The organism is Corynebacterium nasorum (assembly GCF_030229765.1).
In the GTDB taxonomy this organism is placed as follows: domain Bacteria; phylum Actinomycetota; class Actinomycetes; order Mycobacteriales; family Mycobacteriaceae; genus Corynebacterium; species Corynebacterium kefirresidentii.
In genome coordinates this window covers 166,121-192,135 of sequence record NZ_JASPGY010000002.1, presented here as the reverse complement: position 1 = coordinate 192,135, position 26,015 = coordinate 166,121, and the positions used below count along the sequence as shown (strand labels likewise).

The 26,015-nt window shown below is 58.3% G+C and carries 21 protein-coding genes; 10 read left to right on the top strand and 11 right to left on the bottom strand.

Going from position 1 to position 26,015, the window contains the following annotated elements:
- Positions 1-93: 93 nt before the first annotated feature.
- From QP904_RS02790 to QP904_RS02780, 3 genes are all read right to left on the bottom strand, one after another.
- A complete protein-coding gene (locus tag QP904_RS02790) occupies positions 94-777 on the bottom strand; it encodes an LppP/LprE family lipoprotein (RefSeq protein ID WP_316327438.1) in 684 nt (227 codons plus the stop codon).
- A complete protein-coding gene (locus tag QP904_RS02785) occupies positions 767-1,534 on the bottom strand; it encodes a hypothetical protein (protein WP_284835497.1) in 768 nt (255 codons plus the stop codon). The genes QP904_RS02790 and QP904_RS02785 overlap by 11 nt, the downstream gene beginning before the upstream one ends.
- A 76-nt stretch (positions 1,535-1,610) precedes the next feature.
- On the bottom strand, positions 1,611-2,555 hold the full coding sequence (locus QP904_RS02780) for a hypothetical protein (protein WP_284835496.1): 945 nt from the start codon (positions 2,553-2,555) through the stop codon (positions 1,611-1,613).
- A gap of 329 nt (positions 2,556-2,884) precedes the next feature.
- On the opposite strand from QP904_RS02780, the gene QP904_RS02775 reads away from it, so the two are divergent.
- Entirely contained in the window at positions 2,885-3,913 is a 1,029-nt protein-coding gene (locus tag QP904_RS02775) for a hypothetical protein (RefSeq protein ID WP_284835495.1), read from the top strand.
- A 23-nt stretch (positions 3,914-3,936) separates the two neighbouring features.
- Positions 3,937-4,527, top strand: a complete 591-nt coding sequence (locus QP904_RS02770; RefSeq protein WP_086588803.1) for a nucleosidase — start codon at positions 3,937-3,939, stop codon at positions 4,525-4,527.
- A 46-nt stretch (positions 4,528-4,573) separates the two neighbouring features.
- Here QP904_RS02770 and QP904_RS02765 read toward each other — a convergent pair whose 3' ends face one another.
- From QP904_RS02765 to QP904_RS02745, 5 genes are all read right to left on the bottom strand, one after another.
- Positions 4,574-5,947 carry an AI-2E family transporter gene (locus QP904_RS02765; RefSeq protein ID WP_284835494.1) on the bottom strand — a complete coding sequence of 458 codons (1,374 nt, stop codon included), beginning with the start codon at positions 5,945-5,947 and terminating at the stop codon, positions 4,574-4,576.
- 106 nt (positions 5,948-6,053) lie between these two features.
- Positions 6,054-9,497 carry a bifunctional proline dehydrogenase/L-glutamate gamma-semialdehyde dehydrogenase gene (locus tag QP904_RS02760; protein WP_284835493.1) on the bottom strand — a complete coding sequence of 1,148 codons (3,444 nt, stop codon included), beginning with the start codon at positions 9,495-9,497 and terminating at the stop codon, positions 6,054-6,056.
- A gap of 599 nt (positions 9,498-10,096) precedes the next feature.
- Positions 10,097-10,795 (bottom strand): response regulator transcription factor, encoded by a 699-nt coding sequence (locus QP904_RS02755; RefSeq protein WP_239206758.1) that lies wholly within the window; start codon positions 10,793-10,795, stop codon positions 10,097-10,099.
- A 215-nt stretch (positions 10,796-11,010) separates the two neighbouring features.
- Positions 11,011-12,201: a sensor histidine kinase gene (locus tag QP904_RS02750; protein WP_284835492.1), complete on the bottom strand. Its 1,191-nt coding sequence runs from the start codon at positions 12,199-12,201 to the stop codon at positions 11,011-11,013.
- A 197-nt stretch (positions 12,202-12,398) separates the two neighbouring features.
- A complete protein-coding gene (locus QP904_RS02745) occupies positions 12,399-12,575 on the bottom strand; it encodes a hypothetical protein (protein ID WP_239206754.1) in 177 nt (58 codons plus the stop codon).
- Positions 12,576-13,026: 451 nt separating this feature from the next.
- Here QP904_RS02745 and dnaK point away from each other — a divergent pair, with 451 nt between their 5' ends.
- The 5 genes from dnaK (at position 13,027) to exaC (ending at position 19,121) form a co-directional block, all read left to right on the top strand.
- Positions 13,027-14,877, top strand: coding sequence for a molecular chaperone DnaK (gene dnaK, locus QP904_RS02740; protein WP_284835491.1), 1,851 nt, complete (start codon positions 13,027-13,029; stop codon positions 14,875-14,877).
- Positions 14,877-15,584 carry a nucleotide exchange factor GrpE gene (gene grpE, locus QP904_RS02735; RefSeq protein ID WP_034655552.1) on the top strand — a complete coding sequence of 236 codons (708 nt, stop codon included), beginning with the start codon at positions 14,877-14,879 and terminating at the stop codon, positions 15,582-15,584. The genes dnaK and grpE overlap by 1 nt, the downstream gene beginning before the upstream one ends.
- A gap of 96 nt (positions 15,585-15,680) precedes the next feature.
- Complete coding sequence (gene dnaJ, locus QP904_RS02730; RefSeq protein ID WP_023020005.1) at positions 15,681-16,886, top strand: molecular chaperone DnaJ; 1,206 nt, start codon at positions 15,681-15,683, stop codon at positions 16,884-16,886.
- A 20-nt stretch (positions 16,887-16,906) separates the two neighbouring features.
- Positions 16,907-17,356 carry a heat shock protein transcriptional repressor HspR gene (locus QP904_RS02725; protein WP_023020004.1) on the top strand — a complete coding sequence of 150 codons (450 nt, stop codon included), beginning with the start codon at positions 16,907-16,909 and terminating at the stop codon, positions 17,354-17,356.
- A gap of 244 nt (positions 17,357-17,600) precedes the next feature.
- The gene (gene exaC / locus QP904_RS02720) at positions 17,601-19,121 is read left to right on the top strand and encodes an acetaldehyde dehydrogenase ExaC (protein WP_200288584.1); all 1,521 of its coding nucleotides are present in this window, start codon (positions 17,601-17,603) and stop codon (positions 19,119-19,121) included.
- A gap of 51 nt (positions 19,122-19,172) precedes the next feature.
- Here exaC and QP904_RS02715 read toward each other — a convergent pair whose 3' ends face one another.
- Both QP904_RS02715 and QP904_RS02710 read right to left on the bottom strand, forming a co-directional pair.
- Positions 19,173-20,339 (bottom strand): alpha/beta hydrolase, encoded by a 1,167-nt coding sequence (locus QP904_RS02715; protein ID WP_284835490.1) that lies wholly within the window; start codon positions 20,337-20,339, stop codon positions 19,173-19,175.
- Complete coding sequence (locus QP904_RS02710; RefSeq protein WP_284835489.1) at positions 20,336-20,599, bottom strand: hypothetical protein; 264 nt, start codon at positions 20,597-20,599, stop codon at positions 20,336-20,338. The genes QP904_RS02715 and QP904_RS02710 overlap by 4 nt, the downstream gene beginning before the upstream one ends.
- A gap of 91 nt (positions 20,600-20,690) precedes the next feature.
- Here QP904_RS02710 and QP904_RS02705 point away from each other — a divergent pair, with 91 nt between their 5' ends.
- Positions 20,691-21,506 carry a carbon-nitrogen hydrolase family protein gene (locus QP904_RS02705; RefSeq protein WP_284835488.1) on the top strand — a complete coding sequence of 272 codons (816 nt, stop codon included), beginning with the start codon at positions 20,691-20,693 and terminating at the stop codon, positions 21,504-21,506.
- Here QP904_RS02705 and QP904_RS02700 read toward each other — a convergent pair.
- Positions 21,503-22,675 (bottom strand): 2-polyprenylphenol hydroxylase, encoded by a 1,173-nt coding sequence (locus tag QP904_RS02700; protein ID WP_284835487.1) that lies wholly within the window; start codon positions 22,673-22,675, stop codon positions 21,503-21,505. The genes QP904_RS02705 and QP904_RS02700 overlap by 4 nt on opposite strands.
- 179 nt (positions 22,676-22,854) lie before the next feature.
- Between QP904_RS02700 and QP904_RS02695 the strand changes: the two genes are divergently transcribed.
- Positions 22,855-24,228, top strand: a complete 1,374-nt coding sequence (locus QP904_RS02695; protein ID WP_023019999.1) for a sodium/glutamate symporter — start codon at positions 22,855-22,857, stop codon at positions 24,226-24,228.
- Positions 24,229-24,489: 261 nt separating this feature from the next.
- On the top strand, positions 24,490-25,902 hold the full coding sequence (locus tag QP904_RS02690; protein ID WP_023019998.1) for a TetR/AcrR family transcriptional regulator: 1,413 nt from the start codon (positions 24,490-24,492) through the stop codon (positions 25,900-25,902).
- Positions 25,903-26,015: the final 113 nt, after the last annotated feature.

Sequence of the window (26,015 nt, the reverse complement as noted above, 5' to 3'; positions counted from 1 at the left end):
GAAAATACATCAGCTGAAAAAATCATGCCTGACGCCTGCGAGAAATTCTTCAGAGGCCAGGGGGCGGGTAAGAGCGGTGGATTGATTACACCTCTAGCTGCCTACAGACGTTGGCGGCACGTCGCCGGACATGATGACCTTTTGCTGGCCTTCATCCCAGCGGAAGCCAGCGTCAGTCGTACCGGAGCGGTTCGCGTTGCCTTCGCCTTCGCGCGGCCAGTGGTAGGTTACCGCGATTTCGGAATCGCTCACTCGTTCAATGGTGGGGGCGAAGCCATAGGGCTTGGCCGTTGCAGTGCCCAGGTATTCGCCGTGATTAAACAGCATGATGTGGAAGGGTGAAGAACTGGTTCCTCCCTCAATCATCAGCGTTTCCCACGATAGAGATGCACAGGGATCGTAGCCGGAGGAATCGAAAAGCTCCCAGCCAATGGTGCCCCACAGGGGCACCTGCGATACGCCCTGAGCAAAAGCGGACTGTGCATCATCAGAACCGCAAGACGTGGCGGGTTCTGGCGCGGCTTCCGCTTCGGAAGTGGGATCTTCGTCGTCTAAGAGGACGTTCGGTGGCACCGGTTGAGTGGATTTCTCTTCCTTTGCAGCAGGGGTAGAGGATTTTTCTTTCTGCTGGGCATCGTTGACTTCTTTTGTTGTCGACATCGTCGCAGTGGCTAGCGAGGGCTCTTGTGGCGTGGATTCTGGAGATTCGGCAGTACAGGCGGTGAGGACTAGGACCGCAAGCAAACTGCACATCATTAGTGGGCGCTTAGGCATCATCCGCTGCCTTCAGACCCATGGTCTTGCGAATGGACCAGATGAACTCGCCCAGTACGAGCAGGAGCGGAGTCGCGATAAGGGTCTTTAGTATCGCGGCCGCGAAGTCAGCGGTTCTCGCTTCGAGATTAGAAGAATCAAAAAGCAGGCTCATTGCGGTGGTGTCGCCAGCAGTGTTAGCCAGGGATAGGCCGCGAATACCGGCTATCAGCCACATCAGCAGCAGGATTCCCCAAATCACGCACCACATGATGGACTGGCAGCGTTGGCGTGCGGGGGCGACCGGGAAAGAAACATTGCTGAAGTCAACGGTGAATTGCTTTTTGGAGCTACTGAAACCGGTATTATTGGAGGAAGCCTGCTGGCTGGCGGTGTGGGCAGGCCAGCCCTGTTGTGGCTGCGGGGTATGTGCCGCAGTGTATCCGGGTGCCGGAGTGTAGGTGCCGGTTGCTTCCGAGGATGGTGCTGCGTGCTTGGCGGCAGGGTTAGAGGAATCGGTAGCACTTGCAGCAGGTAGAGCTGCGATATCGCGAATGCGCGCGATATTTACTTCTGGGCCGGTGGGACTGGCGAGTTCCTCGTCATACTTCGCCCGGCGGTTTTCAACAGAGAAGATCTTTCGAGCGGTGGTGAGCTCGTCGCGGGCTGCCGTGTTGTCGGGGCTTAGTTGCGCCAGCTTGGTGTCGATTTCAGCTACCAGCTGGGAAGAGTCTGCGGAGGGGTCGAGGGAGAGAGAATCGTAGAGATTGTAATGAGCCACGGGCGAGTCCTTTCAGGTGCACGGTGGAAAACGTAGGGGAGGCAAGTGGAAGCGATAGGGAATAAGAGGACGTGAGTTAACAGGGGTCAGAGAAATCTGCGTCGTTATTGAGGGATCGGGCATTGCCGCCGTATTTAGCCTTGAGCTCGCAGACCTTGTCCACGCTATGTCCGGCGTCGTAGTAAATGGCAAAGACCTCCTTGCCATCGACTTCGGAGCGCAAGGAATTGCAAGCAAGTCCCGGCATCGACTTTGCGCCGGGATGCTGGGCAAGCGCTTGGTCGACGTACGGTGTGATGAGCTCGTCGTGCGGTACAAGCACACTGTCAACGATGAGGATGTAGCTTCCGTCGCAGAGCTCTCCGAGATAGCCCGGTTTGAGCTCCTCTTCCTGCTGCGCGTCCTCAAGTTCCTGAGGGGAACACAGAGGTAGGTCATCGACATGTTCCTCCGGGAAGCCGCCCTCGAGCAGCTTGTCACGGTCATAGCAGTCGGTGTTCGAGCCTGGATACTCGCCATCGTGTGAGATCCATGAGTCACCCGACCAAGAATAGAGGTAATATAACGAGCCGTTTTTCTGGGTGAGGAGCAGCCAGTCGTCGTTACAGAAGACGGTCACCGCGTGAGCAATCTGGTCGCGGGAAACGTCTGCCATTTCGCCACACTTCTGCTGCTTTGTGTACTCGGGGTCGTCGACGATGGTGTACTTCTTCTTGGTGGTCGGTGTGGTGCTCTCCGTATCCTGATCGGCCGTAGGATCCGGCGTTGATTCCTGCGTGAAGGAAGCAGAAGCTGATTTGGATGCTGTATCGGAGTCTCCTGGGGAGGTAATCGCCCACGTGATGCCCGCAATCAGCGCGATAACGGCTAGGGCGGCAACGACAATAATTGCGGTGCGCTTGCCTTTGCCTGAATAGCCGGTGCTTGTTCCTGTACCGGGGTCTTGTACAGGGGAGGCAGATTCGTTTGAATCTGAATACGGGGTTGAATCTGATGAACCCCAGGAATTCTTGTCGTTCAAGGGTAATGCTCCTTTGTGCGCTGTCCAGAGAGAGAAATGCGAAAGAAAAGGGAATGACTAAGAATCATTCCGTGTCATACTATAGCCATATGAGTTGCAAGAATTCTCTCGAATCAGACTATGAAAGGGGTATTTGCAACCTAACGTGTCTTTCACGATGTAAACCTTAGGGATTAAGGTTGTCATCTGTTGGGCGGCCAGGAATCAATGGTGGTGAAGCGGAGGAGTCCCAAGATCCCCTAGGAAGGCTTCTTAACCATGTTCTTGCTACGCGAAAGGGACGCAATGAAAGAACTCCACAAAGGCCAATGTCCGGCTTAATCCCAAGCATGACCAAAAATTATTTCCCCGATGAGGGGGAGAAAGGAGCCCTCGTGGGGCTGGACCGCAATCTGAACGCTGCGGAATTACATGCAACTCGCAACCGGGTGAGCGTGTCCCCGGATCTCATCCGCCGCTTGGGTGGGGCCCTAGGCTATGACGCCATCGAGGCTTTTGGCTCCGAAGCGCAGTCGGAATTGAATAAGGTCTTTGATTTGGGAGACATCATCGATCTGATGCTGCTTAGCCAACTGCCGGATATGGAGGTCGCGCCGGGAGTGGAGCAGAAGGTGGAGGGGGACGTCGCCAAGCAGCTGCTGCGGCGCATCAGTGCAGGTGATTACTTGACACGCCAACAGGTGCATGACCGCCTGCCACGGGCGACGGTGATGCTCTACCGCATGGGGCATCCGCGGCTGTGGGCTTTTGCCGCGCGCCAGCGCCTGCCCCAGGATGCGTATAAAGCAATTCCGGGGTCCTTTCACCGCGATATCACCGGGCCGTATACGACGCCGGAGGAGGCATGGCTGGGCATGTACGTGGCAGATGCAACGCGGCTCGGAGAGCTAAATACGCAGGTAGAAGATGCGGGGCTAGACGAGGACCGGCAACAGCGCCTGCGGCTGGGTATGAGCCTGGCTGATACCTACCGCCAAGTCTGGAGCTCCGCGCGCGGCCATTGGCGCGTGAGCCCGCAGACGCGCTATATCGTGCCCTCGCGCTTTGGGTATTGCCCGTATGTCTTTCGGGTGGCCGAGGGCGGGTGGCGCCGCGATTCCTTCGATGGGAGCCACGATCGCTTTATGGCCACTGAAGGCTATTGGATTGACGTGGAGCGCGAGCGGCTCATTCACCTTGGCGCGCCTGATCCGCGCGACGCCTGGCTACCCACGGCACAGGTGGCCGCCGAAGCCCCCACGGAGGCCGACCTGGCGGTCGCGCGCGTGCTCAGCGGGAAAATTATCGCACTCGGTGCTGGCCAGAAGAATATTACGATTCGCCTGCGCCAGAAGAACCGCACGTTGAACTTCGATTAGGGAGGGCAGGTATTCTCGCAGGCATGGAGAATCTCAACGGACGTACCCTTTTCGTCGCCGCTGTCGATGCGGAGGCCGCGCACATCCCGGAGGGCGAGCCCCTGCTCATTACTGGAATCGGCACGGTTCCGGCGGCCATTGCCTTAACGGAGGCTCTTGCCGACGCCCGCGCTAACGGCGCCCTTCCCGAGCGCGTGGTCAATATCGGCACGGCCGGAGCGCTTGTCGACGGCATGGCTGGCGTCTTTGAAGTAGATAAGGTCACCAAACACGACTTTAAGCTCGAGGTGCTTACCGATATCAACCGCTACCTGCTGCCAGAGGTCATCGAGCTGGAAACCTCCGGCCGCTTGCCGGTTCGTGGGCTGGCCACGGGCGATATGTTTGTCTCCGATACCGCCCTGCGCACTGAGCTGGCCAAAAAATCCCAGCTCTGCGACATGGAAGGCTATTCCATTGCCGCAGTATGCCAGCGCTTCGACGTGCCCTGCACCCTGCTCAAGCAGGTATCTGATTCTGCGAATGAGGAGTCTAAGGGTACGTGGGCCAACGTCCTCGACCGTGGCGCGCGCCAGCTCGCCTCGGCCGCTACGGACCTAGGTTTTCTGCGCTAAATACTAAAGCGCGCCGGCGGAGGGCCGGCGCGCTTGCGGCTGAGTCTTAGCTCAGCGGGCTCATGGACTGGTAGAGCTGCTCTACCTTATCGCGTGGAGTCTCGTCGTGTTCGTAGGTGACGTCGCTGAAGTCTTCAGGATCATCCTTGGAGCCGGTGATGATGTCTATATCTGAAGGATCGACCTCCCCGGAGCGCAGTGCAGCCATTTCGGCGTGGTAGCGCACGACAACGGCAATGGTTGCGGCCACGGGGACGGCGAGGAATGCGCCTACAATGCCGGCCAGGGTGGAGCCAACGGTCACAGAGAGTAGGACGACCGTGGCGTGCAGGCCCATGGCCTTGGACTGCAGCAATGGTTGGAGGACGTTGCCTTCTACTTGCTGAACGATGATGATAACTGCCAAAGCAAGAAGCGCGTTGGTTAGTCCATTGGATACCAAGGCGATAATAACTGCCAAAGCACCGGCGGTGACAGCACCGATGATAGGTATGAAGCTGGCGAAGAAAGTCACCACCGCGATGACGAGTGCTAGCGGAACTTGCAGAGCCCATAGGCCAAGGCCGATGAGAACTGCGTCCACCATGGCCACCGCGGCCTGCGCCTGGATAAAGCCGGACAGGGTCTTCCAGATGCGCGCGCCGAGCTCGGTAACGTGCCAGCCGGTGGAGTTGCCGGTGTACTTGCGCAGCCAAGGCAGGAACTTGTCGCCGTCTTTGATGATGAAGAAGGTGACAAATAGCATAATCAGTGCGGCCACAACGATGGAGCTGGCCATGGAAAAGCCGGAGATAACGCCGGTGGCGATGGTGGAGGCTTGGCCCTTGGCAAACTTGACCACGTCTTGGAGTACGGATTGCAGCTGGTCACTTTGGATATCGATGGGGGATTTTTCCACCATGTCCGTCAGCTGGTTAATGCCATCTTCGGCTTGGTTAATGAGCGTCTGGCTCTGGCTGGTGACAACCGGGGCCATGGCGGCAAAGACGCCGCAGAAGATGATGATGAGGCCGAGCAAAGTGCTCACCGCCGCGAGCGAGCGCGGGAATCCCTTGCCGCGCAGCCAGGCGCTGACTGGATAAAGCACCGTGGAGACAAGGATGGCGAGCAGGACAGGGAGCAGGCCTACCCAAATGAACTTGAGCAAATAGCCCGCCAGGGCCAGGCCGGCGACGATGAGTATAAAGACCACCGAGACCTTGGCCATGGTGCGGAAGTCCTTGGCCAGGATGGCAGACTTATCATCGCGCTCAGCGGGGTGCTCGCTGGCGGCTTCTGCACCGAGATGCGCATCATCATAAGCGACTAGGGTATGCGAATCTTCCTCGCCTGGCTTCTGAATCTGCGTTGCGGTGCCTTGTTCCTGCGCAGACGGGCGCTGGGCCTCGTCGCGGGAAGATGAATTATGTGACGTAGACATTGCTTACCACTATGCCACATAAAACGTGCAGCGCATATACGAAAAGGAGGTAGCGGCCCACGGGCGGGACGCTACCTCCAGGGAATGCCTTAAATGCGGCGGGAGATTACTCCTCGCGCAGGTTGCCTACGTTGCGGATGATGCCGAAGCGGTGCATGGTTACAGAGACTGCCTGCTCAAGGAGGTAAGGAATGAGCTCACGACGGCCGTCGGCAAGCACGGGCTGGTCCAGAACCACGGAGTTGGAGCGCACTGCGGCCTCGTAGATGGAATCCGGCACGGTGCCCAAGGCGCGCACGCGGGAGGAGGGGTCATTGGCCACGTCGGTGGCAAAAGCCTCGTCGGTAATGGCCTTGACATCGAAACCGAGGTCCTGCAGCTGGGTGGCAACCTCCGGGGTAGCGGAGATTTCCGTTGCGGTACCGGTGATGGCGGCGGCCAGCACCTGGCGAGCCACCTCGCGCAGCGCATAGCCCTCGCCCACACGCACGCGCAGTTTGGTCAGCAGTGGACGGTAGCGGAAGATATTGGCCTCAGAGACCAACCCGGTGCGGTCGTGATTGCGGCCGAACTCTTCCTGCCAAGCCAACTGGTCCAGCTCAGCGGCGCGCCACAGCCAGGTGATGTCGTCCTCGGTGAGCTTGCCGGAGAGGTTTTCGCGCAGGCGGTGCAGCGCGGCGAGGCTAGCTGGAGCGATGTCCACGTTGCGCGGCTTGAGCTCGCCATCGGCCCATTCACCCATTTGCGCCACGTAGTTCGGGCCGCCGGCCTTAGCACCCGGGCCCATGACGGACTTCTTCCAACCGCCGAAGGACTGGCGCTGCACAATCGCACCGGTAATGCCGCGGTTGACGTAGGCGTTGCCCACCTCAACGTTGTCGATCCAGTACTCAATCTCGGCGTCGTCAAGCGAGTGGATGCCACCGGTCAAGCCGTAGCCGGTGTCGTTTTGCCAGGCAATAGCCTCTTCCAAAGTATCGGCATACATGATGCCGAGGATGGGGCCGAAGCACTCGTTCTTATGGTACCAGGAGCCCGGCTGCACATTATCGCGAATGCCTGGGGACCACAGGGTGCCTTCCTGGTTGAGCTTTTCCGGCTTGAGTAGCCACTTCTCACCCGGTTCGAGCTGGGTGAGGCCGCGCAGGAGCTTCTCGCTCGGTTCCTCGGCCAAGCCGTTCATGGTCGTGGTGATATCAAAGCCCGGGCCCGGCTTCAGGGTCTTGACAGCATCCAATAGCTGGGTGCGCAGACGCTCGGACTTGCCTGCCGCGCCGACGAAGATAACCAGGGAGGCCGCCGAGCACTTCTGTCCGGAGTGGCCGAAAGCGGAGTTATAGAGGTCATCGATGGCCAAGTCGGGGTCTGCCGCTGGGGTGATGATGAGCGCGTTCTTGCCGGAAGTCTCTGCCATGATGTTCATCTTGGGCTTCCAGGAACGGAAGAGCGCACCGGTATCGGACGCACCGGTGAGGATGACATTGTCTACATCATCGTGGGAGAGCAGCGCCTTGCCGGCCTCGGCTTCATCAGTAAGCACCAGCTGCACCAGATCCGGATCGAGGCCCTGCGCCTCGAGGGCGGTGCGGAAGGCTTCCACCACGAGCTTGCCACAGTGAACCACCTGCGGGGCTGGCTTGACGATGACCGCCGAGCCGGCCGCCAAGGATGCCGCAATGCCGCCGGTGGGAATGGCGATGGGGAAGTTCCATGGCGGAGTTACCACGGTGACGGTGTGCGGGGTGAACTGGGAGTAAGACTCCTCCAGCAGGCGCGCGGACTGGCCGTAGTAGGTGCAGAAATCAATCGCCTCAGAGACCTCAGGGTCGGTCTGAGTAACGGTCTTATTGGCCTCATATGCGGCCACGGAGATGAACTTGCCGCGCTGGGAAGCAATCTCGTCCGCGACTGCCTCGAGGGCCGCGGCGCGCTCGGCGGCAGGACGCTTACCCCACTCGGTGCCGAGCTCCTTGGCACAGGCGATATGGCTTTCTACTGCTGCTGGGTCCGTTACCTCCGCGATGCCGTGCTCGCCCGGGTTGCGCTTGAGCGCTTCCTGCGCCCACTGGCGGTTCGGGGCGAGAGCCGGGTCAGTATCAGCCTCGTTGGTAAAGCGGCCGGTGCGCGGTGCCTGGCGGCCATCCTCCTCGAGGCGGTTCTGGGTGCGGCGGGCGCCAGCGAAGGTGTCCCAGCGCTTGGCGACGGCCCGACGGAACGTCTCTTCCTGGTCCGCAAGCGGCTCCTCGCCTGGGGCAAAGAGAGCGTAGAGGAAGTTCTGCGGCGCGGAGTTCTCCTCTAGTCGGCGCACCAGGTAGGACACGGCGACGTCGAAGTCGTCTGCATGAACCACCGGGGTATAGAGGATCTGGCGGCCGTCAAAGACCTTGCGCACCGCTGCCTGCTGCGCTGGGGACATACCCTGCAGCATCTCCGAATCCATCATGTGTAGTACGCCGCGCTTCTTGCCCAGCTCATAGGCCATAGCTGCGGTGTAGAGGTTGTGGGTTGCTACACCGATGCGGACGCTATCGGCGTACTCTTCGCGCAGGATGAAATCCAGTAGGCGGTAGTAGTTGGCGTCTACGTCGAGCTTGTTGGTGTAGGTAGCCAGCGGCCAATCGTGGACCTCGCCCTGCACGGTTTCCATGGATAGGTTCGCGCCCTTTACAATGCGCACCTTGACCTTGCCGCCGCCCTTGGCCACGCGCTCCTTGGCAAAGTCAGCGACATCCTTGAGCGCATCGAAGGTATCTGGCAGGTAAGCCTGCAGCACGATGCCGGCATCTAGGGTGAGGAACTCCGGCTCGCTGAGCAGCTCCTTGAACAGGCGGATGGTCAGGTGGAGATCGTGGTACTCCTCCATGTCCATGTTGATAAAGACCTTGTCGGTGCGGTCGGCAGCAGCCTGATACAGCGGGCGCAGACGCTCCTTGAGGCGCTCTACCGAGCCATCGATATCCCAGTGGTTAAGCTGGGCCACCATGGAGGAAGCCTTGACCGAAACGTAGGTTACGCGTGGGTTCTGGATGAGCTTGAGGGTGCGCTGCGCGCGGGATTTTGCCTCTTCCTCACCGAGCACGGCCTCACCCAGCAGGTTGAGGTTGAGCTGTTCGCCGGATTCGGCGGCCTTGTCCAGAATCTTGTTGAGTGCATCAGACTCGGCGTCCAGAACCAAGTGGCCAACCATCTTGCGCATGTACAGGCGGGCAACCGGCATGACCAGGTTGGGCAGGATTGGACCGAAGAAGCCACCGGCACCAACGAGCGCACCATTGATGCTGCCCAGGAACGACGGGTCATAGTGGGAGGAAATATCCTTCAGCGCGTGTGCGGCAACCTTGTCATCTTCTGGGCGCATGACGCGGTCGACGAAGTCCATGGTGAACTTCACGCCGTCGTCATCGCGCAGCAGGTCCGCGAGCTGTTCGGTGGCCTTATCTTCTTCGTCCGCAGTGGACTTCAACCAGTCGTGGGCGCGGCTAATCGCTGCGGGCAGGACTGCTTCCACATCATCAGAGATGGACAAGCGGGTATTTGCAGGAGAAGTCATATGGGTTCTACCTCTATTTCAAACGGGTCACATCCTAGACACCACTTTTCACTCGGGAGTGAAGGTAGATGTATCTGCGCCGGTCTGGAATTGCTGGGCGATACGGCGTCTGGATGGTGAGCGGTGAGCTATGTGGTGCTGCAGGGTGCAAGCGGGGTGAGGGGCGAACACGCGGGTGCGCGCGAAGCAATGTGAGGGTCGCAGAGATTCGTGGTGAAATGCGATGTTCAGCGGGCCTTTATGCGGGACGAATGCGGACGGGGGGCCTATCGCTGCTGCGACGAACGCGCGCCAGGTTGGTGTTCAACACTCACCTGCTTTCTATGACGTGACTATAGGGGCAGAGGAAGAAACGTGAGCGGTATAGCGCTCTGACGTGCGGCAACCCTGCAGGTTCAGGTTCCTATTGTTGCCTAGGAAATACTATGAAGTTTGGTGTTGCCGTAATTATAGGGAAGTGTCAAACGTGATGCTAGTCTCCTTTGGGAAATGACGGACGGGGGTAGAAAAACAAAAAATAAACCCCAGCATGTGGGGTTTAGAGGGGGTATTGACACATCCGGGGGTATTCCACCCCCGGATTGTCCAACAATCGGGGGCTAAGAACCGTAGCCGGCCTTGAGCGCCTTCACCGCCAGTTCGAGGCGGGACTTGGCATGGAATTCACTGAGCAGGGTAGATACATATTTCTTCACCGTGCCCGGTGCGTAGTGTGTGCTCTTGGCAATTTCTTCATTGGACTTGCCTTGGCAGACCAGGTCCAGAACCTGCTCTAAAGCAGGCGAGATATGGTGGTTGTCCTTAATTCTTGCGGTTGCGGCGGCCACATCAGCATCGCTTCCCTCAGTGTTCCAATCGGGAAGTTGCTCAAATAAGCGGGTGAGGGATTGCGGGGTGACAACCGTGCCGCCGCGTACAGCCTCGCGCACGGTATCCAAGATGTAGACCGGCTTGGAGCTTTTCAAAATATAGGCTGCAGCCTTATTGGACATGACCTCTTTGAGGGTCTCATCATTGTCCATCGCGGTCATCGCGACAAAGACCGGCGGGGCTTCCATCTTGTTGACCTCGCGCAAGAGGGTAGTGCCATCCATCTCGGGCATATGGATGTCCGCGACAATGACGTCAAAGTCTTGCTCTTGCAATATATCGAGGGCGACCTTGCCATTTTCTGCGGTGGCGCGCACCTCCATGTCCTCGGCCGAGGCGAAGTAACGCCCCAATGCTTCGAGGACAAGTGGGTCGTCATCGACGACCAAAAGGGAAGTTTTTACTTCGGGCACCACGGCGACGGGCAACCAAAGACCATATCGACCGGCGATTGATATTCAGTGGTGGGTGAAAGATCGCCCGGCGTTAGTCCTCCCAAAAGAGAAGAGGACAGCAAAAATGGAGCGAGAAAACTAGCAAGTGCGGCCTGCATATGCGGAATCCTTTAATAAAGTCTGCTTTAGTCAGAAACAAGCGATAGCTTAGTGTACGCCATCTAGGTTTGCTAGGCGACGTGTCGAAGCTAACCAGCCTTTTGGGTAGAGGGTGGAAGGAAAAGCGAAAGCTCCCATTGATTGTGCTCAAGCTTAGCATCGACACGAGCGTCAATTGTCGCCGCAATACGCGACATTGATGTCATGCCGATACCCGAAGACATGTCAGCGTTAGTGCTTGTGGGCTTAGATACTGGGTTAGTGATTGTTATGACGGTCCAACCGAGGTGAGGTCGCACCGAGATTACGATTTCAGCGCCTGCGGGTGAGTACTTCACGGCATTCAAGCAGGCTTCCGTGGTGATGGCAGCGATGGAGTCCAGTGTTTTCGGAGGAAAATGCGGGGCAAAATCCTCGGCGCTTACCTCCACAAGTGGCTTTCGATTGAGCCTTGAAAGGCGGGTTTCTTCCTGGGAAAGAAGCTGGGCAAAGCTATCAGGTTTGGTGGTGGAACCGAAGCTTATTCCGTCGGAAACGCCTTCGATATTGTTTCGGAGAACCTTAGTTAGTGCGCGCACTTCGGACATTGATGAGCGCATGGAATCGCTAAGCTCATCTAAGCGTTTAGCGAGTTTCGGGTCTTTGGAATATTCGAGGCTTAGGGCTTCTAGCTGCATCGTGTTAACAGTAAGGCTCGAGACCACGGAGTTATGGAGAGTTTCGGCGAGATCTGATTGTCGCCGTTGTACGTCGGCGTTCCACTCGACCATGGCTGTTTTGTATCGCTGCGCAGAGTGCGCGAAAGTCGCGCCAATTACTGCACCGACTCCAATAAACATTGCCCAAGCAAAAGCGGCAGCAGGATTAACGCTGATCTTTGCGGTGCCGGGATCGATAAGGCCGACCGCCCAAAAGACAGCACCGACTGCAAAGGTTTGCCAATTTTTGCCGTGATAAGCGATGACGGCAATGAAAATTGGGGTTAAAAAAATATAGCAGAGGTAAGGAGTGCCCACAGCGAATGTCGAGCTCATCCATACGGCAACAAAGACTACTGACATCGTGATTGGGCGGCGGAAAGCTAAGGTGGTAACGACAGTTAGAACCAAGCCAAAGATGGCAGCAGATAACTGGTGCTCGGTGGGAGTAAAGAAAGCGCCGAGTAACGTCAACGTCACACAAATCACTGCAGTTAACGCGGCGGTTCGCTGCAGAGTCATGGCCGCGCGGATGCGCTGGTAGATGGGTGGCTGTGAAGATTTCGGCACGATGCGGTCCACGCTTCCTGGTTGCTAAGGCTCAACGGGGTTTATCTCCCTAGTCTATGTACAGCGGTGCGGGTGCAGCGAACGTAGAGCAGCGATTGAAAACAGCGAAACCCCCGCACCTTCGTGCGCGGTTCCTTGTGGTGGGTTCCGTGCGGAGGTAGAAGGTGAGGGGGTTTAGCTGGTCTTCATGAAGGAGTGCAGAGTGCTAATTACTTAGCTTCTGCAGCAGCCTCTGCGTCATCCTTGGAGGACAGGCCCTCGAATACGGAGGACAGGCCCTCGGAGTCGGTGTTGGACTCGGAGGAAGCCTCGACGAGGCCCTTGATGCCCTTGACGAGTGCCTCGAAGTCGATGGCGGAGCTGAGGTCTACTAGGGAATCGAACATATACATTCCTTTCGGATAGGCGGAGTAAAACTACAATCTCTCTCTGGGGTAGCAGCTCTTAACTGCTGTGATTCCTAGTATGCGGCAGTGGGGGCGCGCCGCCAATCCTCTTTTGGATCCTTTCTGAGGTAACTTTTGGATCCTCTTAGAGATGTTTAAGGATCTCCGTTTGGGTATGAGGCTGTGTGGGGGAGGGGGTTAATGGGCAGGGGTGGGAAAGTGGGCGTCGGAAAGAGCGGCGGTGAGCTGGTAAAAGTGGGACATTTGAGAAAAAGTTGAGTCTTGGGGAATAACTTTTGTAGGCTGACCGTTGTAGAGATTGAGTGACACAGGCTCAAGGTTGTGTGACTGGGTGTGAAAGTTCTGTTATAGTAGCGCTCGGACACAACGAGAAGTTGAGTCACTGACAATCAACTTTATTAATTACCCCAAGATAAAAGGAGAAGAAATCATGGGACGCGCAGTAGGTATTGACCTTGGTACGACGAACTCCGTCGTTTCCGTACTGGAAGGTGGCGAGTCCACCGTTATCGCTAACTCCGAGGGCTCTCGCACCACGCCTTCCGTCGTTGCCTTTGCAAAGAACGGCGAAATTCTGGTGGGCCAGTCCGCCAAGAACCAGGCGGTAACCAACGTTGATCGCACCATTCGTTCCGTCAAGCGCCACATCGGCTCTGACTGGAAGATCAACATTGACGATAAGGACTACACCTCCCAGGAGATCTCCGCCCGCACACTGATGAAGCTGAAGCGCGACGCGGAGGCTTACCTTGGCGAGGATGTTACTGACGCCGTTATCACCGTTCCTGCATACTTCGAGGACGCACAGCGCCAGGCCACCAAGGAAGCTGGCCAGATTGCAGGCCTGAACGTGCTCCGTATTGTCAACGAGCCAACCGCAGCCGCTTTGGCTTATGGCCTGGAAAAGGGCGAGCAGGAGCAGACCATCCTGGTATTTGACCTGGGTGGCGGCACCTTCGACGTCTCCTTGCTGGAAATCGGCGATGGCGTGGTTGAGGTTATGGCAACCGCCGGCGATAACGAGCTGGGTGGCGATGACTGGGATCAGCGCATCGTTGACTGGCTGGTAGACCGCTTCAAGACCTCCCAGGGCGTTGACCTGACCAAGGATAAGCGCGCTGTGCAGCGTCTGCGCGAGGCTGCAGAGAAGGCAAAGATTGAGCTGTCCTCCTCCCAGCAGGCCAATATCAACCTGCCGTACATCACGGTTGACTCCGATAAGAACCCACTGTTCTTGGACGAGACCCTGACCCGCACCGAGTTCCAGAAGATCACCCAGGATCTGCTGGATCGCACCAAGGCTCCGTTCAACCAGGTCATCAAGGATGCTGACCTTTCCGTCGGCGATATTGACCACGTTGTTCTCGTTGGTGGCTCCACCCGTATGCCGGCCGTATCGGACCTGGTCAAGGAACTCACCGGTAAGGATGCCAACAAGGGCGTTAACCCGGACGAGGTTGTTGCCGTAGGCGCTGCCCTGCAGGCAGGCGTTCTGCGCGGCGAGGTCAAGGACGTGCTGCTTCTTGACGTCACCCCGTTGTCCCTCGGCATTGAGACCAAGGGTGGCGTGATGACCAAGCTCATCGAGCGCAACACCACCATTCCGACCAAGAAGTCCGAGACCTTTACCACCGCAGAAGACAACCAGCCTTCCGTGCAGATTCAGGTCTTCCAGGGTGAGCGCGAGATGGCTACTGCCAATAAGCTCCTCGGCTCCTTCGAGCTCGGCGGCATTGCTCCGGCACCGCGCGGTGTTCCGCAGATTGAGGTCACCTTCGATATCGATGCCAACGGCATCGTCCACGTGACTGCAAAGGACAAGGGCACCGGCAAGGAAAACACCATCAAGATTCAGGATGGTTCCGGCCTGTCCCAGGAAGAAATCGACCGCATGGTCAAGGATGCTGAGCAGCACGCCGAAGAGGACAAGAAGCGCCGCGAGGAGCAGGAGCTGCGCAATAACGCAGAGTCCACCTCCTACCAGACCCGCAAGTTCTTGGACGACAATGCTGACAAGGTATCCGAGGATGTTAAGACCAAGGTTACCGAGGCTGCTGGCGCCGTTGATGAGGCTCTGAAGGGCGATGACCTCGAGGCCATCAAGTCCGCAGTGGAGAAGCTGTCCACCGAATCCCAGGAGATGGGCAAGCAGATCTACGAAGCACAGGCTGCTGAGGCTGGTGCTGAGGGCGCGGCTGATGCTGGCGCTGCTCAGGGTGACCCGAACGTCGTCGACGCTGAGGTAGTTGACGAGGATGAGAATAAGGATGGCAATAAGTAATGACTCAGGACAGCGGAATGCCGCATAACCCAGGCGACCCGGAAAACACGGATCCGGAGGCTACCTCGGCTGACCGCGCTGAGGCTGCTGCCGAGCAGGCTGAGGAGGCCCAGGCCGCGCAGGAAGCGCAGGCTGATGCCACCGAAGAAGCCGAGCTGGATCCCACTCTCGATGCTGACCTTGAAGAAGCGCTGGCAGACGTCAACGCTGATGAGGTAGAGGCCGAGGCCGCGGGTGAAGAGCCCGCTGGCAACGGCGTCAGCGATGTGGAAGCACAGTTGGCAGAACGCACGGAAGACCTACAGCGTCTGAATGCGGAATACACCAACTACCGCCGCCGCACCGAGCGCGACCGCCAAGCCGTAATCGAGACCGCCAAGGCCAAGGTCATCGCAGATTTTCTGCCTGTCCTTGATGACCTGGAACTGGCCGATGAACACGGTGACTTGGAAGGCCCGCTCAAGGCTTTTGCGGATAAGCTCCACAGCACGCTGGAAAAGCACGAGCTTGCCGCCTTTGGCGAAGAAGGCGACGCCTTCGACCCGGAGGTTCACGAGGCCGTGCAGGACTTGTCTTCAGGCGATGAGCAGGTGCTGGGCACCGTGTTGCGCAAGGGCTACCGTGTGGGCGACAGGCTCGTCCGCAATGCCCTGGTCATCATCGCGGACCCCAGCGATGAGTCCAGCGGCTCGGAAGATTCCGAGTAAATAACATAAAGGGCGCCCTGGGAACTGACGATTGACCTTCCCGCGGCGCCCTTTTACTTAACTTTATCGATTCTCTTTGAAAGGAGGAGATGCCCAGTGAGCGCTAAACCCGAATGGGCAGACAAAGATTATTATGCGGATCTGGGGGTCTCCTCGTCCGCAGAACAGAATGAAATTAAGCGTGCCTACCGCAAGCTAGCACGCGAAAACCACCCCGATACCCACCCCGACGACCCCGCAGCAGCGGAAAGGTTCAAAAAGGTGGCGGAAGCCTACGACGTGCTTTCCGATGCCTCTGAGCGCAAGGAATACGACCAGTTCAAGGCCATGCTCCGTAACGGTGGGGGCTTTGGACGGATGGGAGGCGCCGGATTTCCCGGCGGGTTTCGATCCACGCGCATGGGTGGACAAGGTGCGCAAGAATTCGACCTCTCGGACCTCTTCGGAGGATCCGCTGGAGGAGCGGCTCAGGGCGGCGGTGTTGGGGATATCTTCGGTAGCGTTTTCAACCGCGGCGGTGGTGCTGGCCACTCAGCTAAACCGTCGCGGGGGGCCGACGTCGAAACGGAAATAACCCTCGAGTTCCGCGAGGCCGCCAAGGGAACCACCATCCCCCTAGCGCTGAGCGGAAATGCTCCGTGTACCACGTGCCACGGCTCGGGTTCTGCATCCGGCAAGACCTCTACCTGTGGCACCTGCAGTGGCACCGGTTTTACCTCTGAAAACCGCGGCGCCTTCGGCTTTTCCGCCCCCTGCAAGGATTGCGATGGCACCGGCCGCCGCATCACGGACCCGTGCAAGGACTGCCACGGTACCGGCACGGTTCATCGCACCCGCAATATCACCGTGCGCATCCCTGCCGGCGTCATTGACGGCCAAAAGGTTCGCCTTGCTGGTCAGGGCGAAGCCGGCCCGAACGGCACTCCAGCCGGTGACCTCTTCGTGGCGGTAACCGTCAAACCGGACAAGGTCTTCACTCGAGAAGGCGATGACCTGCACGTTACCGTCCCGGTCTCCTTCACGGAGCTGGCCTTGGGCGATACCATCGCAGTTCCTACCTTGGATAACCCGGTACGCGTGAAGATCCCCGCCGGCACGCCGGATGGGCGAACGCTGAGGGTGCGCGGAAGGGGCATCGCCAAGCGCGGGGGCAACTCCGGTGACCTTTTGGTTACCGTTCAGGTCACCGTGCCCACCAAGCTCGATGCCGCCGCCTCCAGTGCCCTGCGTACCTATGCTCAAGCGGAAAAGGACTCCGGTTTCAACCCGCGTGCGGGTTGGGCCGGCGCCGAGAAGGCTTAGGGTAGGAGGTGTGTTAAGGAATGAGCACTGGAAAGGCAGAAGATTCCGGCACCGCGGTATATGTGATTTCCGTGGCCGCGGAACTATCCGGAATGCACGCCCAGACCCTGCGAACCTATGACCGCATGGGCTTGGTTTCCCCGGCTCGCACCCGTGGCGGCGGCCGCCGCTATTCCGACCGCGACATCGAGCTGCTGCGCAAGATTCAAGCGCTATCCCAAGACGATGGCGTCAATCTTGCCGGAATCAAGTCCATCATCGAGCTGACCGAGGAACGCGATCGCCTTGAAGCCGAGCGCGACGCCCTAGCTGAAGAGGTTCGGACCCTGCGCGAACAGGCCGCCGGGCGCCGCCCGCAGCGCAGCGGCGAACTTGTCCATGTCCCTCGGTCTACCTCCGTGGTGATGTGGAGTCCGCGTACCGCGCGCGAGCGTAAACGCGCCCGCGGCCGTGGTAACGGTCAGGACTAATTCTTACTCTGCAGACGAGTACATCCCGCCCCGCAGCCAGCGTCGCCGCTGGCTGCGGGGTTTTCTTCTGCCTGCACAGTGACGGTGTGATGTTAAGGCTTGCAAAGGGGATAGCTGCAATCAGTGCGCGTTGCAAAGTTTGGGGTTAGTATATTCAACACAAAGGTGACCTATGGCACATAAACCATAACGAGTGTCATGTACCACCGATGATCCTCGTATTCTCCAGGAAAGGACACGCACCATGACCCTGTACGCAGCTCCGGGAACCGAAGGCTCCATCGTCGATTACCGCGAACGCTATGACAACTACATTGGCGGCCAGTGGGTAGCACCCGTCGACGGCGAATATATGGACAACATCAGTCCGGTCAACGGCGAGGTATTCTGTCAGGTAGCTCGCGGCAAAGAAGCCGATATCAACCTGGCTATCGACGCCGCGGAAAAAGCCTTCGAGACCTTCGGCAAAACCACTCCAGCCGAGCGCGCATTGCTCCTGCACCGCATAGCGGACCGCGTCGAGGAAAATCTGGAAAAGATCGCGGTCGCTGAAACCTGGGAGAACGGTAAGGCTGTGCGCGAAACCCTTGCCGCCGATATTCCGCTCGCCGTAGATCACTTCCGCTACTTTGCCGGCGCCATCCGCGCCCAAGAAGGCCGCCTATCCCAGCTCAACCAGGACACCGTGGCCTACCACTACCATGAGCCGCTCGGAGTAGTGGGCCAGATTATCCCGTGGAACTTCCCGCTGCTCATGGCCGCTTGGAAGATCGCGCCCGCACTGGCTGCAGGTAACTGCATTGTTATGAAGCCAGCGGAGCAAACCCCTGCCTCAATCCTGCTTCTCATGGATATTATCGGTGACCTCCTCCCTGCTGGCGTGCTCAATATCGTCAACGGACTAGGTGAGGAGGCAGGCGCGGCACTCTCTGGCTCGGACCGCATTGCCAAGATTGCCTTCACCGGCTCTACTCCAGTGGGCAAGATCATCAACAAAGCCGCCGCAGACAAGGTCATCCCCGTCACCCTGGAACTGGGTGGTAAATCCCCATCTATCTTCTTTAAAGACATCATGGATGAAGATGATTCCTACCTGGAAAAGTGCGTTGAAGGCTTCGTTATGTTCGCCCTCAACCAAGGTGAGGTCTGCACCTGTCCATCCCGCGCCCTGGTGCACGAGGACATTGCGGATAAATTCTTGGAGCTGGCCATTGAGCGCGTGAAGAAGATCAAGATTGGCCACCCACTTGATACGGAAACCATGATGGGCGCGCAGGCTTCCGAGGAGCAGATGGACAAGATTAAGCAATACCTGGAGATCGGCCCGCAGGAAGGCGCGGAGACCCTCATCGGTGGCCACGTGAACAAGGTAGAAGGCTTGGAAAAGGGCTACTACATTGAGCCCACCGTGTTTAAGGGCAATAATGACATGCGCATCTTCCAGGAGGAGATCTTCGGCCCAGTACTCTCTGTAGCCACGTTCAAAGATTATGACGAGGCGATTGCCATCGCTAACGCTACTAACTTTGGCCTCGGTGCAGGCGTATGGTCGCGTAGTCAAAACATTTGCTACCGCGCCGGCCGCGATATTCAGGCCGGCCGCGTATGGGTAAACCACTACCATGACTACCCGGCGCACAGCGCCTTCGGCGGCTACAAGGAATCCGGCCTTGGCCGTGAGAACCACTTGATGATGCTGGGCCACTATCAGGAGACTAAGAATATGTTGGTCTCCTACTCGGATCAGCCGGCCGGCCTGTTCTAAAACACCTCCCGCGGGTAAATCTGTGCAGGCGGTTCCACAATGTCGTGCGGCCTAGCGCGCCCGTGCCACTTGGCCTAGGCCGCGCAGGAACCGTGGGTCCTCCCAATAGGTGCCGTGGTCACCAGGGAGGCCATCTGCGCCGGGAAGGGGAGTGGCACCAAAGGCATCCGTGGTGGGATCGGGGCCATGGATGCCGCCGTGCGGCCCCGTCGCAATGGCGATGGGGTCGTGCGCGTTGGTAGCTGCCCAGATGCGGCCATGGAGTTCTGAGGAGTGGCTAGCGCCGGTTCCGGGGCTGCCGACGAGCACCACGTCATCAGCAATCTTGTCCTCCTTAGCGGCGTGCCCGGTGACTACTGAACCATAGGAATATCCCACTACGGTGCGCTTGGCCTGCGGATAACGCGCACCAAGCGCGCGCTGAAACCGGACGAGCTCTTGGCCAGCGGTGCGCGCGGGGTCGGCATGAATTGCCCGAGGCAGGGAAGATGGCGCCTGGTAGCCTAACCACACCACGGTCGGCCCACCGCTGGCTTTAGCCAAGTTGCGGCCCCGGTCCACCGCGCGCTGCCAGGTTTCTGGATCGGAGGAGTGAACTCCTTCGACAAATGTGGTGAGCGATGCCGGCGTGGTCCGGAATTCGCCTGGATCCACCATGGCAACAAGCCGTCCGTCGCTTGCTTCTAATACCTTCATATCTGGGTTTTTCGTGGCCAGCTGAGCCACGTGCTCGTTGGCTTGGGCTAGGTTAATCTCGTGAATGGTGTCCACAGGTAGATCGGAAAATTCTTCAAACCGCACGGGAGGAGAAACACCAGCAGGCGTACACAGGGCATCAATTTCTTGGGAACAGAGCCAATCGAGGGAATCGCCCAATGCTCGTACCTGACTTAATAGGAGCCCAGCGGCGCTGGCCGCCGCGACATTATGCTCGTCTATCTCACCTAGGAATGCGATGATGCGATCTTCTAGTTCCTCACGGCGGGCCTGCAGGTTGGCGTGGCGGTCAAGGGTGGCGGCAACGTGCTCCATCTGGTGCAACGACGGTGCCAGCAAGTCGGTAAAGCCTGCCAAGCTGGTCCGAGCGACGTCGCCAGCAGGCCCTCCCAGCGATAGACTAAGCCAATCATGGTGCGAATCTATAAAACGAACGTGCAGTTCAGAGCGTTCTGTGCGCAGTTGGCTGGCGCCATTTCTTAGAGCCGCTGAGAGGGTCATCGAGCGGCTCCTAGCGATTGGCCTAGCTGGGAATCCACCCCGGCGGCGGTGTTGAGGAAGTCCGCGACGGAGCGCAATTGCTCGGCCGTGGCATCCTCAGTTGCGGACACGGTGCTGGACCAAGCTGACCGGGCTCGCTCCAGCGCGTCCGCGGTCCGGCAGGCGGTATCGAGCGCGGCCGTCGGCGGTGGCAGCGGAGGCCGTGAGAGCAGGGAACGGACATAATCGGGTAAGTGCGTGGGAATTTCTACATAGTTCATGCCCTTTAGCCTGATGGACCTCGCGGTTCAGCGCTATGGGCACAGAGGCAGCCTGTGGATAACTCGGTTCCGCTTCATTACTTTGGAAGGCATGAAGGTAGCAGCAGTGCAGTTAACATCCACCGGAAATATCACCGAAAACCAGGAGATAGCCCTAGCAAAGATCCGTGAAGCCGCTGGAAACGGGGCGCGACTTATCGTGATGCCAGAGGCCACGTCACAGAATTTCCGCTCCGGGCGTCTTGATGAGCAGGCGCAATCACTCGAAGGTCCGTTTGCCACGGCGATCCAAGCTCTGGCAGAAGAACTCGAGGTTACCGTCGTAGCCGGCATGTTTTGCCCAGCCGATACCGTTGAGCGCGATGGCAAGACCATCAATCGGGTTAGCAATACAGCGCTTATTGCAGGGCCTGGCGTGTTAGGTGGGTACGACAAGATTCATACCTATGACGCCTTCGATTACCGCGAATCGGATACTGTCTTGGCCGGCGAATCGCTGGTTGCCTTTGATGTTGATGACCTTGTAGTGGGCGTGGCCACCTGCTATGACATTCGCTTCCCGGAGCAGTTCAAGGAGCTAGCTAGCCAGGGCGCGCAGCTTATCGTGGTGCCTACCAGCTGGGCAGACGGCCCCGGCAAGCTGGAGCAGTGGCGCCTGCTTACGGCCGCGCGTGCCTTGGATTCCACCAGCTACATTGTGGCGGCCGGCCAATCGCGCCCAGGCGGTGACGCAAAAGCGGGCAATCCCTCCGGCCCGACGGGCATTGGACATTCCACCATCGTTGATCCGAACGGGGTGCGCGTGGCCGAGGCTGGCTACGAAGATGACATCCTCTATGCCGAGATCGATCCGAATGAGGTAGCGAAAACCCGCCGCACCTTGCCGGTCGTGACCCCTGCGGACTAGGCGAGTGCTGCGTAATCCTCCGGCTGCCAGCGCCCGTCGCGGCCCCAGCTAAGGACATCGATCTGCTGCTTGTTCAAGCCCTTCTTAACCAACTCTTGTTTACCTTCCGCAACCTCTTCGGCGGGGCCGACGAGCAGGAAGCGCGGGGGAGTGCCTGTGGATAACTCCACCTCGTTGACTACTACATCGGTCGGCTCTCCGGAGACCACATAATCGGCACCGGGGGCCAATTCGCGGGCGTTGAGCAACCACGGGTCCCTTTCTTCCCGCACGATGCGGCGCACTCGGACTCCTAGCGCTGCCAGATTTTGCTGGAAGTAGGTGTCATAGTGAGCACCGGGGCTGCCCGCTACGGCAAAGATGCGCGGTACGTGATTGTGGTCGCCGTCGTCCAGCGCGGCGAGCGCCGCGCAGCGGGCCGTGGCCCATCCGGTGCCGTAGGCAATGATGATTAGCTCTTCTGCGCCCGCGTTGTGGAGGCTTATTCCACCAGCGGGCTGGCCAAGGGTCCACCAATCACCGGGCTGCGCGTGCGCGAGGGACCGAGAGGCCTCACCCGCGGTGGAGACGTGGAAGACTAACTGGTCGGTTCCGTCGCTAGGCTGTGCGGGAGTAAGCATGCGCCATTGACCGGGCAAGTACTGCGTGGTCACGGGAAAGTGCTGTCCCGGTTGATAGGGCACGGCTAAGCCGGCTTCCACGCGAATAATAGAAGTATCACGGGTGGGATGGTCTACAGCCACCACTTGCGCCGAGTGCGCCGGTGCTTCGCCGGCGGCATCAGATTCTCCGGCAACCCGGGCCATCGTCGTGCATATGCGGTGGATGACATCGCGGGCGAAATCGTACTGATACTGCGTCAGTGCCAGGACTCGCAGGCCCGCTATCAGGGCGTGTTCAAAACGAGAATAAATCTCGGCCGGAAACCCATGCCGGCGGTGATCGCGGGCGAGTTGGGTGAGCTTTGCAGAGACTTCGGAAAGCAGGGGCTGTCCCGGCTCCGTATGTTCAATCACCCACGCCAGCGCGGGGACCAGAGAGGTATGGGTATCGCGCATAGACAGGGCGAATATTTGCCGGGATTCGGGCACCGCGTTAAAGAAATGCTCGTGCACCGCATCGCGGTACTCGTTTGCGTAATTTCGAAAATGCTCGCCCAATTCCCACATGTCTCATCATCCTAATAGTCGGTGCCGCACCGGAGGTCGAGCTACATACTGAAAGCTGTAGTGGGGGTGAAAACGGGAGCCTATGTTGTGGATCACTTAGTGGAAGGTATTGTATTCCCTATCCGTCTGCCCTCTAACGGGGGCAAGCCGCCATAATTGCACAGCTAGAAAGGGTCTCCATGGAAGATTTTTCCGCTTATACGCTCATGCTGGATGTGGGCTGGATTTCTTTGCTCATGGTCATCGGCAATGTCCTGCGTCACCAAGTGAAGTTCATCTTCCAGGACCTGTTGCTACCTGCCCCGATTACCGCCGGCCTCATCGGCTTGCTGGTTGGTCCAAACGTGCTGGGTTGGATTAACTTCTCCGATAACTTGGGTGACTACACCTCCATCCTCATCGCGGTGGTCTTTGCGTCTATGGCCTACTCCATGGAAGTAGGCGGAAATATGGGCAAGGGTGCGCGCAATATGTGGGGCTACTCCACCATGATGTTTACCGGCCAGTGGGGCCTGTTCATCGTGCTGGGTCTTTTCCTCTTTGCGCCGCTATTTGATACCCCAAATTGGTTCGGCATGATGCTGCCCGTTGGCTTTACCGGCGGCTTTGGTACCGCCGCGGCCGTGGGTGGCGCGCTCGAAGGTGTAGGCGCTGATGCGGCATCCTCGCTGGGCTTTACCTCGGCGACCGTCGGCACGCTGGCCGCAATCATTGGCGGCGTTATCGCCGGCAACTGGGGCATCCGCAAGGGCAAGGTTTCCCACGTGCCCAAGGAGCTGCCGGAAGAGCTGCGCCGCGGCTACATCAAAAACATTGATGATCGTCCGTCGCTCGGCCGCGCTACCACCAATCCCTCGTCCATCGAGCCGCTCGCACTGCACTTCGGCTTCATCATCCTGACCGTGATGACTGCCTACGGCATCAACCAGGGTTTGAGCAGCATCTGGGAGAATGTCTCCGTGCCGCTCTTTGCCATGTCCATGGTGGTGGGACTATTCTTCCGCGCGCTTATGAACTTCGTGGGCGCCGAGGACTACCTAGATAAGGACTCCATTTCCTCCATCTCCGGAGCAGCCACGGACTACCTCATTGCCTTCGGCGTGGCCGCCATCGTTCCGGCCGCCATTGCTTCCTACTGGCAGGCGCTTCTTCTCCTCTTTATCCTCGGCACCATCTTCTGTGTGTTCTTCTTGCTGTGGTTCCCGGCCGAGTTCTTTGGTGAGCGCTGGATTGAGCGCGGCATCTTTGGCTGGGGTTGGGCCACCGCCACCGTGGCGACCGGCATTGCCATCCTGAAGATCGTGGATCCCAAGCTCAAGTCCGGCACCCTGTCTGAATATGGCATGGCCTATATCGGCTTCGGACCCTTTGAAATCTCGTGGACCATCATCGCGCCAATGGCCGTCATGTACGGGTTTACCGGCATTTTCGGCGCCATTTCCTTGGCGATTTCCATCGGCGTCTATATCGCCTTTAAATCCATGCGTCTTATGCCACCGCGCGGCACCATCTTTCAAGAGGGTATTGGCCATGTAGGACAAAGGCAGGAATAGCCGCGCTTGCCGACGTCCCCCCTCCCGCATCGCTACCTTAAAAAACTATGATATTGGGTGCACCAAAACTTAGAAAATGGTTCCCAGTGCGAGGCGGGTGGACGCGGCTGCGGTCGTGACCATGGCCTATCGGTCCCGCTACCACCGTCAACATCGGTGAGGGTAAAAATACTTGAAAAGTGCAATCGATTGGGACTATCCCTAAACCTTAAAATTTGTTAGAATCAGCTGGTGTCAATCTCTGGCGTGATGAGGAAATAGATGTACCAGTTGGATGGGGCTTCCAGGCGGGTGATTATCCTGGAAGCCGCTGTTTATGTAGCGGGTTGCGAAGGCGAGCAGGCCGTTACCGTGGAATCTGTGGCAGACCAGGCTGGCCTCTCGCCGGAGGCGGTTTCTGAGGAATTTAGCAGCGGTGCTGCCATGCTTGCGGAAATCCCAGATTTTTTGGATTGCCGCATGTCTGAATACATGGTGGAGGCTGCACGTCACCTGCCAGAGGGTAACTCTGGCGGCGATGTCCTCATGCAGTTGGCGGAGGCCTACTTTGCCTACGCGCAAGACGAGCCCGACATCTACCACTACCTTTTCGAACGGTACGATGCCATGGATGAGGAGCGGGTCTGCCAATTTGCCAAGGGGGAAAAGTCGGGCACGCCGGGTGCGGACATGGCGCTGAACGTCGTCAAGCGCTTTGCCGAAGAGCAGGGTGCCGTCGTAGCGGCAGACGGAGATATCTCGCCCCTGGAAATCGGCCGCATTACTTTGGCCCTCTGGTCGCTCATCCATGGCATGGGCCACCTGAGTGTGGTGGGCATCTTGCGCCTGCAGCATGCCGTTATTCGCGCCGCTAACCTGAAGCAGGTGGATCGCCTCGTGGTTGATGCCCTGCAATATTGGTTTAAAAATAAGCAGATCCCGCAGCGCCGCCCCATTATGAACGATGCCCGCGGCATTGTAGAAAAGGTCATGGGTAGCGAACGTGAAAAGCCCTTCGTAGCCCCGGATAACCTCGAGCAAATGGACCCGGAGGAAGCCAAGAAGGTCATTATTGAGGCCGCGCTGCGCGTTGCTGGTCGCAACGGCGTCGACCGTCGCTTCTTTGACCACGTGGCCGAAAAGCTTGGTACCTCCAAAGACTTCCTGACCACCATTGTGGACAATGACTTCGCGCTGCGTGAGGTGGCAGAAACTCTCACCACCACAGAGATGGCGAAGATCTTTGAGGCCTGCCTCGCCGAGCTTCCGGATGACACCCCCACGGTAGACCGCCTGCAGATTGTTGCGGCCGCCTACTTTAACTACGCGATGATGTACCCAGAGCGTTTCAGCTCCATTATTGCGCTGGCCAGCGGTTCTGTAGTTCCGCACAATGGTGATGGTAGCTCGCATGAGGGCATGACCAAGAACTTCGCCATCATGATGGATCTGCTCCGCAAGTTTGTCATCGAGATGGGAATTACTCCCACCGACCAGCTGGTTTATATCAGCACTTTGGCTGTGTGGGCAGGGGCCAATGGCATTGCCCATCTGTGCAGCATCGGCGATTTCAAGAGCTTTAATGAAGATCTCAAGTGGGCGCTTTTTATCCAGGTGGTAACCGTGTCCTTCTTTGCCATCGCCCATGGCTTGCAGATTCTTGGCCATGAAAACGAGGAGTTCAAGCAGGTTTAATCACCCTGTGCAAAGTTGAGCGACCTACGCTCAAAAATATTTAGGTTGAGTGGAATAGGCTCAACTCTGGGTGCGTTGTACTAAGTGAAGCCCTACAGTGGGTGAATAAATCT

What these genes read in the sequence shown, in the direction of transcription:
- QP904_RS02775 (WP_284835495.1), top strand. Translation starts at nt 2,885, where the DNA reads ATGACCAAAAATTATTTCCCCGATGAGGGGGAGAAAGGAGCCCTCGTG.
- QP904_RS02760 (WP_284835493.1), bottom strand. Translation starts at nt 9,497, where the DNA reads ATGACTTCTCCTGCAAATACCCGCTTGTCCATCTCTGATGATGTGGAA.
- QP904_RS02705 (WP_284835488.1), top strand. Translation starts at nt 20,691, where the DNA reads ATGAAGGTAGCAGCAGTGCAGTTAACATCCACCGGAAATATCACCGAA.
- QP904_RS02710 (WP_284835489.1), bottom strand. Translation starts at nt 20,599, where the DNA reads ATGAACTATGTAGAAATTCCCACGCACTTACCCGATTATGTCCGTTCC.
- grpE (WP_034655552.1), top strand. Translation starts at nt 14,877, where the DNA reads ATGACTCAGGACAGCGGAATGCCGCATAACCCAGGCGACCCGGAAAAC.
- QP904_RS02700 (WP_284835487.1), bottom strand. Translation starts at nt 22,675, where the DNA reads ATGTGGGAATTGGGCGAGCATTTTCGAAATTACGCAAACGAGTACCGC.
- exaC (WP_200288584.1), top strand. Translation starts at nt 17,601, where the DNA reads ATGACCCTGTACGCAGCTCCGGGAACCGAAGGCTCCATCGTCGATTAC.
- QP904_RS02745 (WP_239206754.1), bottom strand. Translation starts at nt 12,575, where the DNA reads ATGTTCGATTCCCTAGTAGACCTCAGCTCCGCCATCGACTTCGAGGCA.
- QP904_RS02695 (WP_023019999.1), top strand. Translation starts at nt 22,855, where the DNA reads ATGGAAGATTTTTCCGCTTATACGCTCATGCTGGATGTGGGCTGGATT.
- QP904_RS02770 (WP_086588803.1), top strand. Translation starts at nt 3,937, where the DNA reads ATGGAGAATCTCAACGGACGTACCCTTTTCGTCGCCGCTGTCGATGCG.
- dnaK (WP_284835491.1), top strand. Translation starts at nt 13,027, where the DNA reads ATGGGACGCGCAGTAGGTATTGACCTTGGTACGACGAACTCCGTCGTT.
- QP904_RS02715 (WP_284835490.1), bottom strand. Translation starts at nt 20,339, where the DNA reads ATGACCCTCTCAGCGGCTCTAAGAAATGGCGCCAGCCAACTGCGCACA.
- QP904_RS02690 (WP_023019998.1), top strand. Translation starts at nt 24,490, where the DNA reads ATGTACCAGTTGGATGGGGCTTCCAGGCGGGTGATTATCCTGGAAGCC.
- QP904_RS02725 (WP_023020004.1), top strand. Translation starts at nt 16,907, where the DNA reads ATGAGCACTGGAAAGGCAGAAGATTCCGGCACCGCGGTATATGTGATT.
- QP904_RS02790 (WP_316327438.1), bottom strand. Translation starts at nt 777, where the DNA reads ATGATGCCTAAGCGCCCACTAATGATGTGCAGTTTGCTTGCGGTCCTA.
- QP904_RS02765 (WP_284835494.1), bottom strand. Translation starts at nt 5,947, where the DNA reads ATGTCTACGTCACATAATTCATCTTCCCGCGACGAGGCCCAGCGCCCG.